Consider the following 15,773-nt stretch of genomic DNA (forward strand, 5'->3'; position numbering starts at 1 on the left):
ATGTTTAAAAAACTTCGTGGCATGTTTTCTAACGACCTATCTATCGATTTAGGTACTGCCAACACTCTAATTTACGTAAAAGGACAGGGCATCGTTCTAGATGAACCTTCTGTAGTTGCTATTCGTCAAGATCGTGTAGGTTCTGCAAAAAGCGTTGCTGCTGTAGGCCATGCGGCAAAACAGATGCTTGGTCGTACACCGGGTAACATCTCAGCTATTCGTCCAATGAAAGACGGCGTTATCGCTGACTTCTACGTAACAGAAAAAATGCTTCAGCACTTCATCAAGCAAGTGCATGACAACAGCATTCTAAAACCAAGCCCACGTGTACTTGTATGTGTGCCTTGTGGTTCGACTCAAGTTGAGCGCCGTGCGATTCGTGAATCTGCACTCGGTGCTGGCGCGCGTGAAGTTTACCTAATTGACGAGCCAATGGCGGCGGCAATTGGTGCTGGCCTACGTGTTTCTGAGCCAACAGGCTCAATGGTGGTCGATATTGGTGGTGGTACAACAGAAGTTGCCGTTATCTCACTAAACGGTGTGGTTTACTCTTCTTCTGTACGTATCGGTGGTGACCGCTTTGATGAAGCTGTGATCAACTATGTGCGTCGTAACTACGGTAGTTTGATCGGTGAAGCAACGGCTGAAAAGATCAAGCACGAAATCGGTTCGGCTTACCCAGGTGATGAAGTTCAAGAGATCGAAGTTCGTGGTCGCAACCTTGCAGAAGGTGTGCCACGCAGCTTTAGCCTGAACTCAAACGAGATCCTAGAAGCGCTTCAAGAGCCGCTATCAGGCATCGTATCAGCAGTGATGGTTGCACTAGAACAGTGCCCACCTGAACTGGCGTCTGATATCTCTGAGAACGGTATGGTTCTGACAGGTGGTGGTGCACTACTGAAAGATCTAGATCGTCTACTAATGGAAGAAACTGGTATTCCAGTTGTTATCGCTGAAGACCCACTAACGTGTGTGGCTCGTGGCGGTGGTAAAGCACTAGAAATGATCGACATGCATGGTGGCGATCTCTTCTCTGAAGAATAAAGTGTGTGGTGAAGCTCAACATGAGCTTCACCTTCATTTCTGCTCTCTGTAATTTCAATCTGCTCCATACCTAGAATCGTCTCAAGTCGAATTCTCAGGTTGCCAAGTAAGGCTCTATATTCATGGTAGCAATCAGGTTAAAAACAAGATGAAACCGATTTTTGGCAGAGGACCATCTCTGCAATTGCGTCTGTTTTTTGCTGTCATCGTGTCGGCGAGCTTAATGCTGGCTGATAACCGTCTAGATACGTTTTCCAACGTCCGATACCTATTGAACAGTATGGTTGCGCCTATTCAGTACGCGGCCAATATGCCTCGTAGCATGTTTGATGGAATGTTCGAGCGTTTTAATACCCGTCAGGCATTGATTGAAGGCAATCGCAATTTGAAGCGAGAAGTGCTTCGCCTGAAGAGCGAGCTTATCTTGCTCGATCAATACAAAGAAGAAAACCAACGCTTACGTAAACTGCTTGGCTCTTCATTCGTCCGTGACGAGAAGAAAGTCGTGACAGAGGTCATGGCTGTTGATACATCGCCATACCGCCACCAAGTGGTGATCGATAAAGGTCGTATTGATGGTGTTTACGTCGGTCAGCCTGTTATCAATGAGAAAGGTATTGTTGGTCAGGTGACGTTTGTTGCAGCGCACAACGCACGTGTTCTTCTCCTCACTGATGCGAAAAACGCAATTCCAGTCCAAGTGATTCGTAACGATATTCGAGTCATTGCATCAGGTAATGGTGAGGTTGATGAAATCCAATTGGAGCACATCCCAACCAGTACCGATATTCAAGTGGGTGATTTGCTGGTGACATCGGGTCTTGGTGGTATTTATCCAGAAGGCTACCCTGTCGCAACTGTTACAAATGTGGATCATGATACTCGCCAAGAGTTCGCATCAATCAAAGCGGAACCTGTGGTTGAGTTTGATCGTCTGCGCTACTTGCTATTGATTTGGCCGAATGAAGACCGCCAACACAAAGTACTGCAGTCGAATGTAGAAGAAGGTTCAGAACAAGAGGTAACCGATGGCCAATAGTGTATTTAGAAGCCGAATGGTCATCGGCGTTAGCTTCTTCGTCGCGCTAGTCCTGCAAACCATTCCGTGGCCAGGTGTTTTGGATCTACTGCGTCCATCATGGCTGTTCCTCGTTACCTGTTACTGGGTGCTGGCATTGCCACACCGTGTCAATGTTGGTACCGCTCTGGTTTTAGGTTTGCTTTGGGATATTTTGATTGGTTCGACGCTTGGGATCCGAGGGATGATGATGTCGATCATTATCTACCTAGTGGCGCTCAATTTCTTGGTAATCCGTAACATGGCATTGTGGCAACAATCTATTTTGATTGCCTTTTTTACCGTGCTACTGGAACTTCTCATCTTCTGTGGGGAATATTTGAACCAGGACGTAGTATTTAATCCATTATCTCTGTGGACTGCGGCAATAAACTGTATACTTTGGCCATGGATGTTTTTACTGATGCGACGCGTCCGTCGCGCATGGCACGTAAGGTAACGTTGTGAAAAAGGGCTTATCCCTCGTTCTCGCATCGGGTTCTCCGAGAAGAAAAGAGCTGCTTGCTCAGTTAGGTTATGATTTTGATATTGTGCTTCCTGATATAGAGGAGGCCAAACAAGATCACGAGCAAGCACAAGACTACGTTTTGCGACTCTCTCTGGAAAAAGCTCAAGCAGGCTTAGCGATGGCTAAGCCTGATTCCGTTATATTGGGCTCTGATACCGTAGTGGTATGCGATAACCAAGTACTAGAAAAACCAAAAAGTTTTGAAGATTCAAAACGTATGCTCAGTAACTTATCGGGTCGTCAGCACCAAGTGATGACCGCTGTGAGCGTCGTATCATCAGAACAACAACACTCAGTGGTTGTTATCACTGACGTGTGGTTCAAACCACTGGCTCATGAAGAAATAGAACGATACTGGCAGTCAGGTGAACCATGCGATAAAGCTGGAAGTTATGGTATTCAAGGACTCGGAGGGCGTTTCGTCACCCGAATCGAAGGCAGTTATCACGCCGTAGTAGGCTTACCTTTGTTCGAAACCGATCAGCTAATTCAAGAATTTTTATAATTGTTTTGAGGTGTGCACATGAGTGCAGAATTGCTGCTAAACGTGACCCCGAGTGAAACTCGCGTGGCCATGATTGAAGGTGGAGTACTACAAGAAGTTCATATAGAACGAGAATCACGCCGTGGCATTGTTGGCAATATTTACAAAGGCAAAGTAAGCCGTGTATTGCCAGGCATGCAAGCGGCGTTTGTCGATATTGGTCTGGATAAAGCGGCATTTTTGCACGCGTCAGACATCGTTCCTCACACGGAATGTGTCGCAGAGAACGAAAAACAACAATTCCAAGTACGTGATATCTCTGAGTTGGTTCGCCAAGGCCAAGATATCGTTGTACAAGTGGTGAAAGATCCACTTGGTACCAAAGGCGCACGTCTGACAACTGACATCACTCTTCCTTCTCGTTACCTTGTCTTTATGCCGGGAGCGAGCCACGTTGGTGTGTCTCAGCGTATTGAGAGTGAAACAGAGCGTGAGCGTTTGAAGAAAGTGGTTAATCACTACTGTGATGAGCACGGTGGCTTTATCATTCGTACTGCGGCAGAAGGCGCCGATGAGAAAGAGCTTTCTCAAGATGCGGCATTTTTGAAGCGTTTATGGCAGAAAGTCATGGAGCGTCGCTCTAAGTACAAAACTCGTTCTACCTTGTACGGTGAGCTAGGTTTAGCACAGCGTATCTTGCGTGATTTTGTTGGCACTGAGCTTGACAAAATCATGGTCGACTCTCGCCTTGAATACGAGAACCTGAAAGAGTTTACGTCTGAATATGTGCCAGAGTTGACTGATAAGCTTGAGCTGTATGAAGGTGATAAGCCAATCTTCGATATGTACGACACAGAGAACGAAATCCAACGCTCTCTGGAACGCAAAGTTGAGCTTAAATCTGGTGGCTACCTGATCATCGATCAAACCGAAGCTATGACTACTGTCGACATCAATACTGGCGCGTTTGTTGGTCGTCGCAATCTAGAAGAAACCATCTTCAATACGAACGTTGAAGCGACACAAGCAATCGCACGTCAACTTCGTCTGCGCAACCTTGGTGGTATCATCATTATCGACTTTATCGATATGGCATCGGATGAACACCGTAAGCGTGTACTTACCTCTTTAGAAGGTGCTCTTTCAAAAGACCGTGTGAAAACTAACATCAATGGCTTTACTCAACTAGGGTTAGTAGAGATGACACGTAAGCGTACGCGTGAAAGTATTGAACATATCTTGTGTTCTAGCTGTCCTACTTGTGAAGGTCGTGGCAGCGTGAAGACTGTCGAAACCGTGTGTTACGAGATTCTGCGTGAAATCACCCGAGTGAACCGTGCTTATGATGCGGACAACTTTGTTGTTTACGCATCGCCATTTGTCGCGGAAACGCTGTTGGGCGATGAGTCCCATGCGCTCGCTGAACTCGAAGTATTTATTGGTAAGCAAGTTCGTATTCAAGCTGAACACCTGTACATTCAGGAGCAGTTTGACGTCGTGATGATGTAATTGGAAAATTTGTGAATTCTGGTTTTAACCGTTTCGGGCGCTTCTGCGCGTGGAGCTTGGTTACTCTGTTGGTTCTTTTAGCCATACTAGTAACTACCCTGCGCGTAGCATTGCCACAACTTAACCACTTCCAAGATGAGATCAAAACCTGGGTCAAGCAAGGCACAGGTTTTGACTTTTCTATCACCAGCGTTGCTGGTTCTTGGCGTAATAGCCACCCCTCGATTTCGTTGCAAGGTTTAGAGGCGAATTTGCCGAATAACCAAGACGCACGTTTTGCCGTTGATGAAATTCATATCGAATTTGATTTGATCCAATCGATTTTCAAGTTTCGACCTGTGGTCGCAGATTTGACAATCGACGACTTGGCTTTAGATATTCGTACCGTCGATCTTCTGTCCAAATCAGAAGGCAAAGAACCGCAAGCGAATGCCAGTAAAAATGAAAGCAACTTGATCGACCAACTCGATTCATTGCTGTTACGTCAATTTGAAGATTTTACCATTACGGACTCGCGCATTTGGTACAAATCGGTCTCTGGCGAAACGCGCCGCTTAGATATAGAGCAGCTTCGTTGGAGTAACGATGGCAAGCACCATTTAGCAGAAGGAACCGTAAGCATTGCGGATGCGAGTTTGAATGCTTTGTTAGTGCGTGCCAACTTCAAAGATTATGGTTCGCTGCGCGATGTTTCAGGCGAATTCTATGTGAGTGCGCAAGACCTCTCTGTCACACCTTGGTTAACCACTTACATGCGTGATGAATCAGGTGTGGAGTCGGGCAAGGTGAGCCTGAATACATGGCTCACTCTAAAACACAGCCAGCCGAATTATGCCTATGTTGAATTGCAGCCATCTGAGCTGGTTTGGAATGAAAATGGTCGTCATGACTTATTGCTTGAATCAGGCATTTTTAAGCTTTCCCCAGACAAAGATGGTTGGAAAGTAAATGGTCACTCACTGCAAATCCGCACTGATGACCGACCTTGGCCAGAGTTAGACGTCGCGTTTGATTGGCAGCCGGATGGTTGGTTACTTAATCTGTCTCAACTTGATATTGAAGCATTGACGCCATTAATCAAGTTAGCGCCAGAGTCGGAATCCACGAGTGAATTGCTTAACAAACTCGCACCCAAAGGACGAGTGGAAGACATTCGTCTTTCAATGAGCGGTGGGCTTGATACCCTGCGCTACTCTGCCGAGCTAGACCAATTAGGCTTAACCCAATGGGAGTTATTGCCGGGCTTTAACCACGTGCAAGGTACTGTAGCTGGTGACTTAAATCAGGCGAAAGCCAAAGTTACCGTGATTGATGATGTTTTCCCATACGGTGATGTTTTCCAAGCGCCATTGAATATCAAACAAGGTCAGGTGGACATTATTTGGCAGCAAGACGAGAGCGGTTGGCGTTTGTGGTCAGATAAAGTGACTGCAGCGACACCTGACTTACAGGTACTTGGCGCGTTCCGTCTTGATTTCCCGAAAGATCAAAGCCCATTCCTATCGTTTTATGCCGAAGCTGACCTCTACAACGCGGGTGAAACTTGGCGCTACCTTCCGACTTTAGCGCTTGGGCAAGATCTCACTGACTACCTATCTACCGCGATTCAAGGTGGTAAGGTCAATACCGCAAAACTGCTTTGGTATGGTGAACTTGGTGATTTTCCATACAAAGAACACAACGGTATGTTCCAAGCTTGGGTTGGATTGAAGAATGCGAAATTCAGTTTTGACACGGCGTGGCCAACCATCACCAATCTACAGTTAGATTTGCTGTTCGAAAACGATGCCATGTATTTGGACTCGAAGTCTGCGACGTTAAATGGTGTCAAAGCTAAGCGAATTACAGGACGTATTCCTGAGCTTGCTGAAGGCGGTCACATCGAAATCGAAGCCAAGGCTAGTGCGCCGGGCAATGAAGTTCGTGATTACATGATGGCAACCCCTCTCGTCGATTCAGTTGGTGCGGCTTTGACGGCATTGCAAGTGAGTGGTCCTGTTTATTCAGAGTTCCAACTCAATATCCCATTTGACTCCGAGAAAGACGCGCGTGCTTGGGGTTACGCCGATCTTAAAAACAACCGTGTTGATATTGATGCGCCGCCGATGACGTTAGAAAACGCGACGGGCCGTATCAAGTTTGATAACGACGTTGTGACCACTTCTGGCTTGTCAGCTGAACTGTTGAAACAGCCTATTTCACTTGATTTTCGTGGTGAGAATGCCGAACAAGGCTACAACGTGACCATCAACACCTTAGGTGATTGGGAAGTCGGCCCACTTAAGCCTTATCTTGGTGAGCGCTGGTTGAGCCTCGTTTCTGGTCATGCGCCTTGGCAAATGGACATCGACTTGCAACTCAATGACGTAGGCTTTACGTATCAGGTAGACGTTTTGGCGCAGCTTAGTCAGCTTGTGAGTGATTACCCTTACCCGTTAGCGAAAAAGCGCGGCGAAAAAGGGCAAGCTAAACTTCAAGCATCGGGCAACCAAGAAAGTATCTCTGCTCGTTTAGAAATACCAAATGCGAAATACCAAACTGAAATTGATATTTCAGGAGATGTGCCGGAGTTGACGGCAACGCATCTGGTTTTAGGTAATGGTGGTTTTAAAATTAGCCCAGTCGTTGGACACAATGCTTCGATTCGTTTGGATGACCTGAGCTTAGATCGTTGGGCTGATCTCATGCATGTGCCGCAAAGCAAAACTCAATCTGTACTATCGAGCATGAAGACGCCAACCATTCCACTGCCGACGCGCATTAACATGGATGTGCAGAACTTAGAGCTTGGTGGAATTGAGTTCCATGATGTGGATTTGAATGCACGTAAAAAGAACTCGAGTTGGCAATTAGAAGTAGACAGCCAAGAGGTGAAGGGCAAAGCAAATTACCTCAAACCTTCTGACTTATCTGTCTCTTTAGATCATTTGCATTTGTATATTCCTGGCTTTGATGAGATGACCAAAGAACGCAGTTCTCTGTTTGCCAGTGAAGACCAAGCCGCGCCGCTCATCTCAAACTTTGACCGCAAGTTCCATACAGAGATGCCAAACTTAACCTTGAGCATTGATGATTTTTGGTTGCAAGGTTACAAGGTCGGTAAGGTAAATGTGGACGTCGAGCGTGCTAACAACCGCCTCGAATGGAAAAATGTTAACTTCAGTAGTGGTCAAAACCGTGTCGACATGAGCGGATGGTGGGAACTGACGAAAGAGCGAAGTCATTCAAACCTGACCATGAAAGTGAAGGGTGAAAACAACAGTGACTTGATGGAGCGATTTGGGATTACTTCCGGTATCCAACAAGCGCCGTTTGAAATTAATGCCAACCTAGATTGGGATGGCGCACCTTGGTCGATGAAGACACAAAGCTTGCAAGGTGATGTGTCTACTGAGTTTGGTAAAGGTGTGATCACTGAAGTCAGTGGTGCAGCGCGATTGCTGGGGCTTTTTAGTCTCGATTCTATCATTCGTAAGATGCAGCTCGACTTTACTGACGTATTCGATAAAGGGATGGCATTCAACTCAATCACGGGGACAGGCAAGATCCAAGATGGCGTGTTTATCACCAACGATATCGTGATGGATGCATTAGCTGGAGAGATGAAGATTCGCGGTATTGCTGACATGAACACGCGCTTGGTAGATGCGGAAGTGAACTTCACACCAGACATCACTTCGGGTATTCCAATGCTGACCGCCTTTGCAGTGGCACCTCAAACCGCGCTGTATGTATTGGCGATTTCGACCGTTATCTCTCCTGTGGTGGAAGTCTTCACACAGGTAAACTACGAAGTGAAAGGTCCTCTGGATTCACCTACCGTAAAAGAGATTTCACGAAGCAAAGGTGAATATAAGTTGCCAGAAAAACTGCGTGAGCAAGCGAAGTAATTACGCGGTCAGTCTTCTGACGAACAAGGAATTGAATAAATGGAATGTGTTGGCATCATTCAAATGACATCGGGTCCAGATATCGAGGAGAATCTGGATTTCATTGCCAAGCAATGTGCATTGGCTGCTGAGCAAGGTGTGAAGCTGGTTGTGACACCAGAAAACGCCATGCAGTTTGCCAACCGAGAAGTATATCACCAGAGCGCAGAAACTTTGGGTGACGGTCCTATTCAGCTGCGCTTATCTGAGATCGCAAAAGATAACCAACTGACTTTAATCGTGGGCAGTATGCCGATTCGCACTGAACAAAGTGTGACTACCACGACATTGGTTTTCTCACCGCAAGGCGAGTGCATTGCTCACTACGATAAGCTGCATATGTTTGACGTGGATGTCGCTGACGGGCACGGCAGTTATCGTGAGTCGGATACTTTTACCGCTGGCAATCGCATCGTGACCGCAGAGACCAATATTGGTACGGTAGGCTTAAGTATTTGCTACGACGTACGCTTTCCTGAATTGTTTAAAGCGCTACGCTTAGCAGGAGCGCAAGTTATTGTGGTACCCGCTGCGTTTACCGCGGTGACAGGGCAAGCGCATTGGGAAGTACTGCTAAGAGCGCGAGCGATTGAAACCCAATGTTGGATTCTAGCCTGCGGGCAAACGGGGACACATCCATGTGGTCGCCAAACTTGGGGGCATTCTATGGTGATTGACCCTTGGGGGCGCGTTCACCAACAATTGAATGACCAAGTAGGACTGCTGGTGGCAGAGATAGATTTGTCACACAACCAGCAAGTAAGGCAGAATATGCCGCTGACTCAACACAGTCGCTTTCAAAATGAATTGAAACGGAAATAAAAGAGCTAACTATGAGCATAAACCAAATAGAACAGGCACTCCTTGCCCCAAACGGTCTGACAGAGCAAGACATCGCTGACACACTAGCGAGCATTGCGACGCGCCAGATCGATTATGCGGACATTTACTTTCAGTCCAGCTGGCACGAGTCTCTGGTTCTAGAAGACAGCATCATTAAAGATGGCTCTTTCAATATTGACTGTGGTGTCGGTGTACGAGCAGTCACAGGCGAGAAAACCGGTTTCGCCTATTCAGACCAAATTCAACTAGACGGTTTGAAGCAAAGTGCGATTGCCGCGCGTGGTATTGCGCAGCAAGGCCAAAATGGCAAAGTGCACGCATTCAAACGTTCTGATAACCAAGCTTACTATGATGCGGTAAACCCATTAGCAAGCTGGGAAAAGCAACAAAAAACCGAACTGTTGTTGTCTCTAGATGCGTACATTCGTACCAAAGAGCCAATGATCAAAGAAGTGTCGATCAGCATCAGTGGTGTCCATGAGCAAATGTTGGTTGCTGCAACCGACGGTACTTACGCTGGTGATATTCGCCCGCTTGTTCGTCTTTCAATCAGTGTTCTTGCTGAAAAAGGCGATCGTCGTGAACGCGGCAGTGCTGGTGGTGGTGGTCGCTTCGGTTACGACTTCTTCCTGTCTGAAATAAACGGCGTGAAACAAGCCTTCCAATTCGCTGATGAAGCGATTCGTATGGCGCTAGTGAATCTAGAAGCAGAAGCGGCACCTGCAGGTATGATGCCTGTGGTACTTGGTTCTGGCTGGCCGGGCGTATTGCTGCACGAAGCGGTAGGTCACGGTTTAGAAGGTGACTTCAACCGCAAAGAGTCATCAGTGTTCTCTGGCAAGATGGGTGAGCAGGTGACGTCTCCACTTTGTACTATCGTGGATGATGGCACGTTGAAAGACCTACGCGGCTCATTGAACGTCGATGATGAAGGTGTGAACGGTCAGTACAACACGCTTATCGAAAATGGCGTTCTAAAAGGCTACATGCAAGACAAGCTAAACGCACGTCTAATGAGTGTAAACCCTACAGGTAACGGTCGCCGTGAGTCTTACGCGCATCTACCAATGCCACGTATGACTAACACTTACATGCTACCGGGTGAGCACACACCAGAAGAGATCATCTCTACGGTGAAGAAAGGTCTGTACGCACCAAACTTCGGTGGCGGTCAGGTGGATATCACTTCTGGTAAGTTCGTATTCTCTGCATCGGAAGCGTACTTGATTGAAGATGGTAAAATCACTCGCCCAGTGAAAGGCGCAACGCTCATCGGTTCCGGTATTGAAGCGATGCAGCAAGTCTCTATGGTTGGTAACGACCTAAGCATCGACAGAGGTGTTGGTGTGTGTGGTAAGGCGGGTCAAAGTGTGCCGGTTGGCGTTGGTCAGCCTACATTGAAGCTTGATTCCATCACCGTTGGTGGTACTGAATAAACTTCATCTGAAACAGGATTAAAAAGAGCGCTCATTGAGCGCTCTTTTGGTTTTAGGGGGAGATGATTCGCTATAGGTTCTCTTCCGCAAACTCTGCTAAGCGACTTCGCACTACACCATTGAGGTGAATATTGGCGCTGCCTTCAAAGTTCTTGAAACGTTCAACCATATACGTCAAACCAGACGTCACTGGGGTTAGGTAGTGAGAGTCAATCTGTGCCAAGTTACCGGAACACACAATCTTAGTGCCTTCACCACAACGGGTGATGATGGTTTTGATTTGTGAAGCGGTTAAGTTCTGACACTCATCGAGCAGGACAAAGGCGTTCTGGATAGAGCGGCCACGCATAAAGTTAATCGACTTAAACTGAATGTTGGCTTTATCACAGATGTACTTCATCGAGCCTTCGGTGCAATGGTCGTTCTTGTGCAGCGCTTCCAAGGTATCGGTTACCGCTGCTAACCAAGGCATCATTTTCTCTTCTTCCGATCCCGGTAAGAAACCAATCGACTCACCAATGTCTGGCGTGTTACGCGTCACGATGATCTTATCGAACATGCCTTTTTCAATGGTTTGTTCCAATGCAGCTGCCATGGCGAGCAGTGTCTTACCACTACCGGCGGCACCAGTCAGAATCACCAAGTCAATATCTGGATCGAGCAGGGCATCCATCGCCATGCCTTGATAGATATTTTTCGGTGTAATGTCCCAAGCGCGGCGATGCATCATGCGCTCACGGCTGAGGTCGAGCAAGGTGAGCTTATCCTCATTGATGGTCTCTACTCGACCTACAAAATCACTCTCTTCATCAATCACGTATTGATTAATAAAGGTCGGGTCGAACGGTTCGCGGCTGAGTTTATGGAATGTTTTTCCACCCAGCGCGTAGCTTTCCACCTCATCCACACCACTCCAAAATTCGCCTTCACGCTGTTGAAAGCCTTTGGTGAGGTATTGGATGTCATCAATCAGCTGATCCGTACGATAGTCTTCAACGAAACGTACGCCAGCACCTTTGGCTCGCAAACGCATGTTGATGTCTTTGGTTACGAGCACAACTTCGCGTGGTGCGCGTTTGTTTTGCAGATAAAGCACCGCATTGAGTATGCGGTTATCACCGGCTTTGTCGGCGAAGGCTTTGACGGTTTCCTGCAATTCGAAGTCCGCCAAAATAGAGATGGTGCCTTGGCTTGGGTTGTCTTTAGAAACGGGAATGCCTTCTGAGATTTCATCTGGCGTGGCTTCTCTAAATAAATCCTCCAAAGCGCGAATCGCAACGCGTGCATCTCGTGCAACATCACGTTTGCTGTCTTTGATTCGATCGAGTTCTTCCAACACAGTCATAGGGATGACGACATCGTGTTCTTGGAAAGAGAAGATGGCGAAGGGTTCATGAAGAAGAATGTTGGTATCGAGTACAAACAGTTTCCGATCGGTATCGCCCATAGCGTCTCCTTGCCGCAGCGCGGCTTTGCTGGCTAGTAGTTAAGAAGGAACAGACTTCCTAACTCTGATTGCTTGCAATAGAGGTTGTCGGGCAATGTCGGTTAGTGCGCAACCGAGTAGCAAGACAACTTACTGCAAACCCGTGTTGATCCTAATCGTGTACTTAATGCGCTCAAATCATGCACGATGACTCTAAGCGCCCCTCAATAGAAGTATACGTAAAATTTACTTCTTACAACTTAATAATTGTCATGAGTTTTTTACAATTTGATTGCATTCCTAATTCAGGAAAAAAAGTTTGCCCTCTGGGCGGTTTCGACGTGACCTAAATCACAGCTTCAAGTAAGATTAGCGACCTTTTTCTGCGTATAGGCTACGTCCGATTTATCATGTTCAGCTGGCTTAAAAATGCACAGCACAAAGTGGCATGACAAGCACGATTGGCATAGCAGAAGCCAGAATCAGATCTAAACTAATATCCATGCCCATCGGGATGGGTAGAGACCAACAAGAAACAACAGCGAGGTAGTCAATTCATGACATTTGCTTTGGGGCAGCGCTGGATTAGCGATACGGAAAGCGATTTAGGTTTAGGTACCGTAGTGGCAATGGATGCTCGTACTGTGACATTGATGTTTGCAGCATCAGAGGAAAACCGAGTTTACGCACGTAACGATGCACCAGTTACCCGAGTAACGTTCAACGTCGGTGATGTCATCGATTGCCAAGAAGGTTGGTCATTAAAAGTTGAAGAAGTACTGGAAGATGAAGGTTTATACACCTATTTCGGTACTCGTGAAGACACGCAAGAAACGGCGATCGTGTTGCGTGAAATCTTCCTAAGCAACCACATTCGTTTTAACAAGCCGCAAGACAAGTTGTACGCAGGTCAAATCGATCGCATGGACAACTTTGTACTTCGCTACCGTGCGCTACAAAACCAATTTGAGCAACACAAGAGCCCAATGCGTGGTCTGTGTGGCATGCGTGCAGGCTTGATCCCTCACCAGCTTTACATCGCGCACGAAGTCGGTCGTCGTCACGCGCCTCGCGTATTGCTAGCGGATGAAGTTGGTCTGGGTAAAACCATCGAAGCGGGCATGATCATCCACCAGCAAGTACTGGCGGGTCGTGCCGAGCGTATTCTTATCGTGGTACCAGAGACACTGCAACACCAGTGGCTCGTTGAGATGATGCGTCGTTTCAACCTGCACTTCTCTATCTTCGATGAAGAGCGTTGTATTGAAGCTTTTGCAGAAGCAGAAAACCCATTTGATACGCAGCAATACGTACTGTGTTCACTGGATTTCCTACGTAAGAGCCGTAAGCGTTTTGAACAAGCGCTAGAAGGTGAGTGGGATCTATTGGTTGTCGATGAGGCGCACCATCTAGAGTGGAGCCAAGACAAACCAAGCCGCGAATACCAAGTGGTAGAAGGCTTGGCAGAACGCACAGCGGGTGTGTTACTGCTTACCGCAACGCCAGAGCAGCTAGGTCGTGAGAGCCACTTCGCTCGTCTACGTCTTCTAGATCCAGATCGTTTCTACGATTATGAAGCGTTTGTTGAAGAAGAAGAGCAATACGCACCTGTTGCGGATGCTATCACGTCGCTATTCTCTGGTGAGAAACTGCCAGACGAAGCGAAAAACCAAATTACAGAACTGCTTTCTGAGCAGGACGTTGAGCCGCTATTCCGTATTATCGAAAGCGACAGTGATGAAGAAGCGAAAGCGTCAGCACGCCAAGAACTGATCGACAACCTGATGGACCGTCACGGTACAGGTCGAGTGCTGTTCCGTAACACACGTGCTGCAATCAAAGGTTTCCCGAAGCGTAACGTGCATCTCATGCCAATGGATATTCCGCAGCAGTACACCACATCAATGCGTGTATCAGGTATGATCGGTGGCAAGATGACACCAGAAGCGCGCGCGGTGAAGAACCTTTACCCAGAAGAAATCTTCCAAGAATTTGAAGGCGAAGATTCAAGCTGGTGGCAGTTCGACTCACGTGTGAACTGGTTACTTGAAAAAGTAAAAGAGAAGCGCAGCGATAAAGTATTGGTTATTGCTTCTCGTGCAAGCACTGCGTTGCAACTTGAGCAAGCATTGCGTGAGCGTGAAGGTATTCGTGCAACCGTATTCCACGAAGGCATGTCGATTCTTGAGCGTGACAAAGCAGCGGCTTACTTCGCACAAGAAGAGGGAGGCGCGCAGGTTCTTATCTGTAGCGAAATCGGCTCAGAAGGTCGTAACTTCCAGTTTGCTAACCAGCTTGTGATGTTCGATTTGCCATTCAACCCAGACTTGTTAGAGCAACGTATTGGCCGTCTGGACCGTATCGGTCAGAAGCGTGATATCGACATCCACGTACCTTACCTAAAAGGTACTTCACAAGCGATCCTTGCGCGTTGGTTCGATGAAGGTCTGAACGCGTTTGCTGAAACGTGTCCAACAGGTCGCGCGGTTTACGATAAGTACTCTGATGCACTGATTGAAATGCTGGCATCTGGTGATGTTTCAAGCCTTGATGAAGTGATTGAAGAATCAGCGAAGATGAACAAAGAGCTGAAATCACAACTTGAGCAAGGTCGTGACCGCCTGCTAGAAATACACTCAAACGGCGGCGACAAAGCGCAGCAAATCGTTGAGAAAATCGCATCGACGGATGGCGACACAAACCTAGTGACATTCGCGTTGTCTCTGTTCGATACCATCGGTCTGAACCAAGACGACAAGGGTGAAAACGCACTGATTGTAACTCCATCTGAGCACATGATGGTGCCAAGCTACCCAGGCTTGCCATACGAAGGCGCGACAATCACGTTTGACCGCGATACCGCGCTGTCTCGCGAAGACATGCACTTCATCAGTTGGGAACACCCAATGATTCAAGGCGGTATCGATCTGCTGATGAGCGAAGGTGTGGGTACGTCAGCGGTTTCTTTGCTGAAGAACAAAGCGCTACCAGTGGGCACTATCTTGCTTGAGTTGGTTTACGCGGTGGATGCGCAAGCACCAAAACGCAGCGGTATTACGCGTTTCCTACCGAAGACGCCAATCCGCATGATGATGGACGGTCGTGGTAATGATCTGTCTTCTCAGGTTGAGTTTGAAGGTTTCAACCGTCAGCTTAGCCCAGTAAACCGTCACCTAGGCAGCAAGCTAGTGACATCAGTACAGAAAGACATCCACAGCCTCATCGAAGCGGGTGACGCATTGGTTGAGCAGAAAGTGGAAGAGATTCGCAAGCAAGCACAGCAAGACATGCAACAAAGCTTGAATGCAGAGCTTGAGCGCCTACAAGCACTGAAAGCGGTTAACCCGAACATCCGTGACGAAGAAATTGAAGTGATTGAAGAACAAATCAAAGAGCTAACAGGCTATATCAACCAAGCTCAGGTTCAGCTAGATTCGCTACGTTTAATTGTCGTCAGCCACAACTAATCAGCGTCCATACAAACGAAAAAAGGTCTTCAATTGAAGACCTTTTTCT

The 15,773-nt window shown here is 47.3% G+C and carries 10 protein-coding genes; 9 read left to right on the forward strand and 1 reads right to left on the reverse strand.

All coding sequences use genetic code 11. The annotated features are described in order from the left end of the window. The 8 genes from ATB76_RS22660 (at position 1) to tldD (ending at position 10,831) form a co-directional block, all read left to right on the forward strand. Complete coding sequence (locus ATB76_RS22660; RefSeq protein ID WP_005381144.1) at positions 1–1,044, forward strand: rod shape-determining protein; 1,044 nt, start codon at positions 1–3, stop codon at positions 1,042–1,044. Between the two features lie 148 nt (positions 1,045–1,192). Beyond that, positions 1,193–2,083 (forward strand): rod shape-determining protein MreC, encoded by an 891-nt coding sequence (mreC, locus tag ATB76_RS22665; protein ID WP_038864553.1) that lies wholly within the window; start codon positions 1,193–1,195, stop codon positions 2,081–2,083. Continuing rightward, complete coding sequence (gene mreD, locus ATB76_RS22670; RefSeq protein ID WP_038864551.1) at positions 2,073–2,561, forward strand: rod shape-determining protein MreD; 489 nt, start codon at positions 2,073–2,075, stop codon at positions 2,559–2,561. The genes mreC and mreD overlap by 11 nt, the downstream gene beginning before the upstream one ends. Positions 2,562–2,565: 4 nt before the next feature. Beyond that, positions 2,566–3,135, forward strand: coding sequence for a Maf family protein (locus ATB76_RS22675; RefSeq protein ID WP_045408573.1), 570 nt, complete (start codon positions 2,566–2,568; stop codon positions 3,133–3,135). A gap of 18 nt (positions 3,136–3,153) precedes the next feature. After that, positions 3,154–4,623, forward strand: a complete 1,470-nt coding sequence (rng, locus tag ATB76_RS22680) for a ribonuclease G (protein ID WP_039975690.1) — start codon at positions 3,154–3,156, stop codon at positions 4,621–4,623. Positions 4,624–4,634: 11 nt separating this feature from the next. Further along, positions 4,635–8,513 carry a YhdP family protein gene (locus tag ATB76_RS22685; protein WP_061036141.1) on the forward strand — a complete coding sequence of 1,293 codons (3,879 nt, stop codon included), beginning with the start codon at positions 4,635–4,637 and terminating at the stop codon, positions 8,511–8,513. Positions 8,514–8,552: 39 nt separating this feature from the next. Next, positions 8,553–9,374 (forward strand): carbon-nitrogen hydrolase family protein, encoded by an 822-nt coding sequence (locus ATB76_RS22690; RefSeq protein WP_061036142.1) that lies wholly within the window; start codon positions 8,553–8,555, stop codon positions 9,372–9,374. Positions 9,375–9,385: 11 nt separating this feature from the next. Continuing rightward, on the forward strand, positions 9,386–10,831 hold the full coding sequence (tldD, locus tag ATB76_RS22695) for a metalloprotease TldD (RefSeq protein ID WP_061036143.1): 1,446 nt from the start codon (positions 9,386–9,388) through the stop codon (positions 10,829–10,831). Between the two features lie 70 nt (positions 10,832–10,901). Here the strand turns inward: tldD and ATB76_RS22700 are convergent, their stop codons facing one another. After that, positions 10,902–12,278, reverse strand: a complete 1,377-nt coding sequence (locus ATB76_RS22700; RefSeq protein WP_038879704.1) for a PhoH family protein — start codon at positions 12,276–12,278, stop codon at positions 10,902–10,904. A 536-nt stretch (positions 12,279–12,814) separates the two neighbouring features. Between ATB76_RS22700 and rapA the strand changes: the two genes are divergently transcribed. After that, the gene (rapA, locus tag ATB76_RS22705) at positions 12,815–15,724 is read left to right on the forward strand and encodes an RNA polymerase-associated protein RapA (protein WP_061036144.1); all 2,910 of its coding nucleotides are present in this window, start codon (positions 12,815–12,817) and stop codon (positions 15,722–15,724) included. Positions 15,725–15,773 lie beyond the last annotated feature (49 nt).

It is taken from the genome of Vibrio sp. MOR3, from assembly GCF_001557775.1.
Taxonomy (GTDB): domain Bacteria; phylum Pseudomonadota; class Gammaproteobacteria; order Enterobacterales; family Vibrionaceae; genus Vibrio; species Vibrio jasicida.

What these genes read in the sequence shown, in the direction of transcription:
- ATB76_RS22660 (WP_005381144.1), top strand. Translation starts at nt 1, where the DNA reads ATGTTTAAAAAACTTCGTGGCATGTTTTCTAACGACCTATCTATCGAT.
- mreC (WP_038864553.1), top strand. Translation starts at nt 1,193, where the DNA reads ATGAAACCGATTTTTGGCAGAGGACCATCTCTGCAATTGCGTCTGTTT.
- mreD (WP_038864551.1), top strand. Translation starts at nt 2,073, where the DNA reads ATGGCCAATAGTGTATTTAGAAGCCGAATGGTCATCGGCGTTAGCTTC.
- rng (WP_039975690.1), top strand. Translation starts at nt 3,154, where the DNA reads ATGAGTGCAGAATTGCTGCTAAACGTGACCCCGAGTGAAACTCGCGTG.
- ATB76_RS22690 (WP_061036142.1), top strand. Translation starts at nt 8,553, where the DNA reads ATGGAATGTGTTGGCATCATTCAAATGACATCGGGTCCAGATATCGAG.
- tldD (WP_061036143.1), top strand. Translation starts at nt 9,386, where the DNA reads ATGAGCATAAACCAAATAGAACAGGCACTCCTTGCCCCAAACGGTCTG.
- ATB76_RS22700 (WP_038879704.1), bottom strand. Translation starts at nt 12,278, where the DNA reads ATGGGCGATACCGATCGGAAACTGTTTGTACTCGATACCAACATTCTT.
- rapA (WP_061036144.1), top strand. Translation starts at nt 12,815, where the DNA reads ATGACATTTGCTTTGGGGCAGCGCTGGATTAGCGATACGGAAAGCGAT.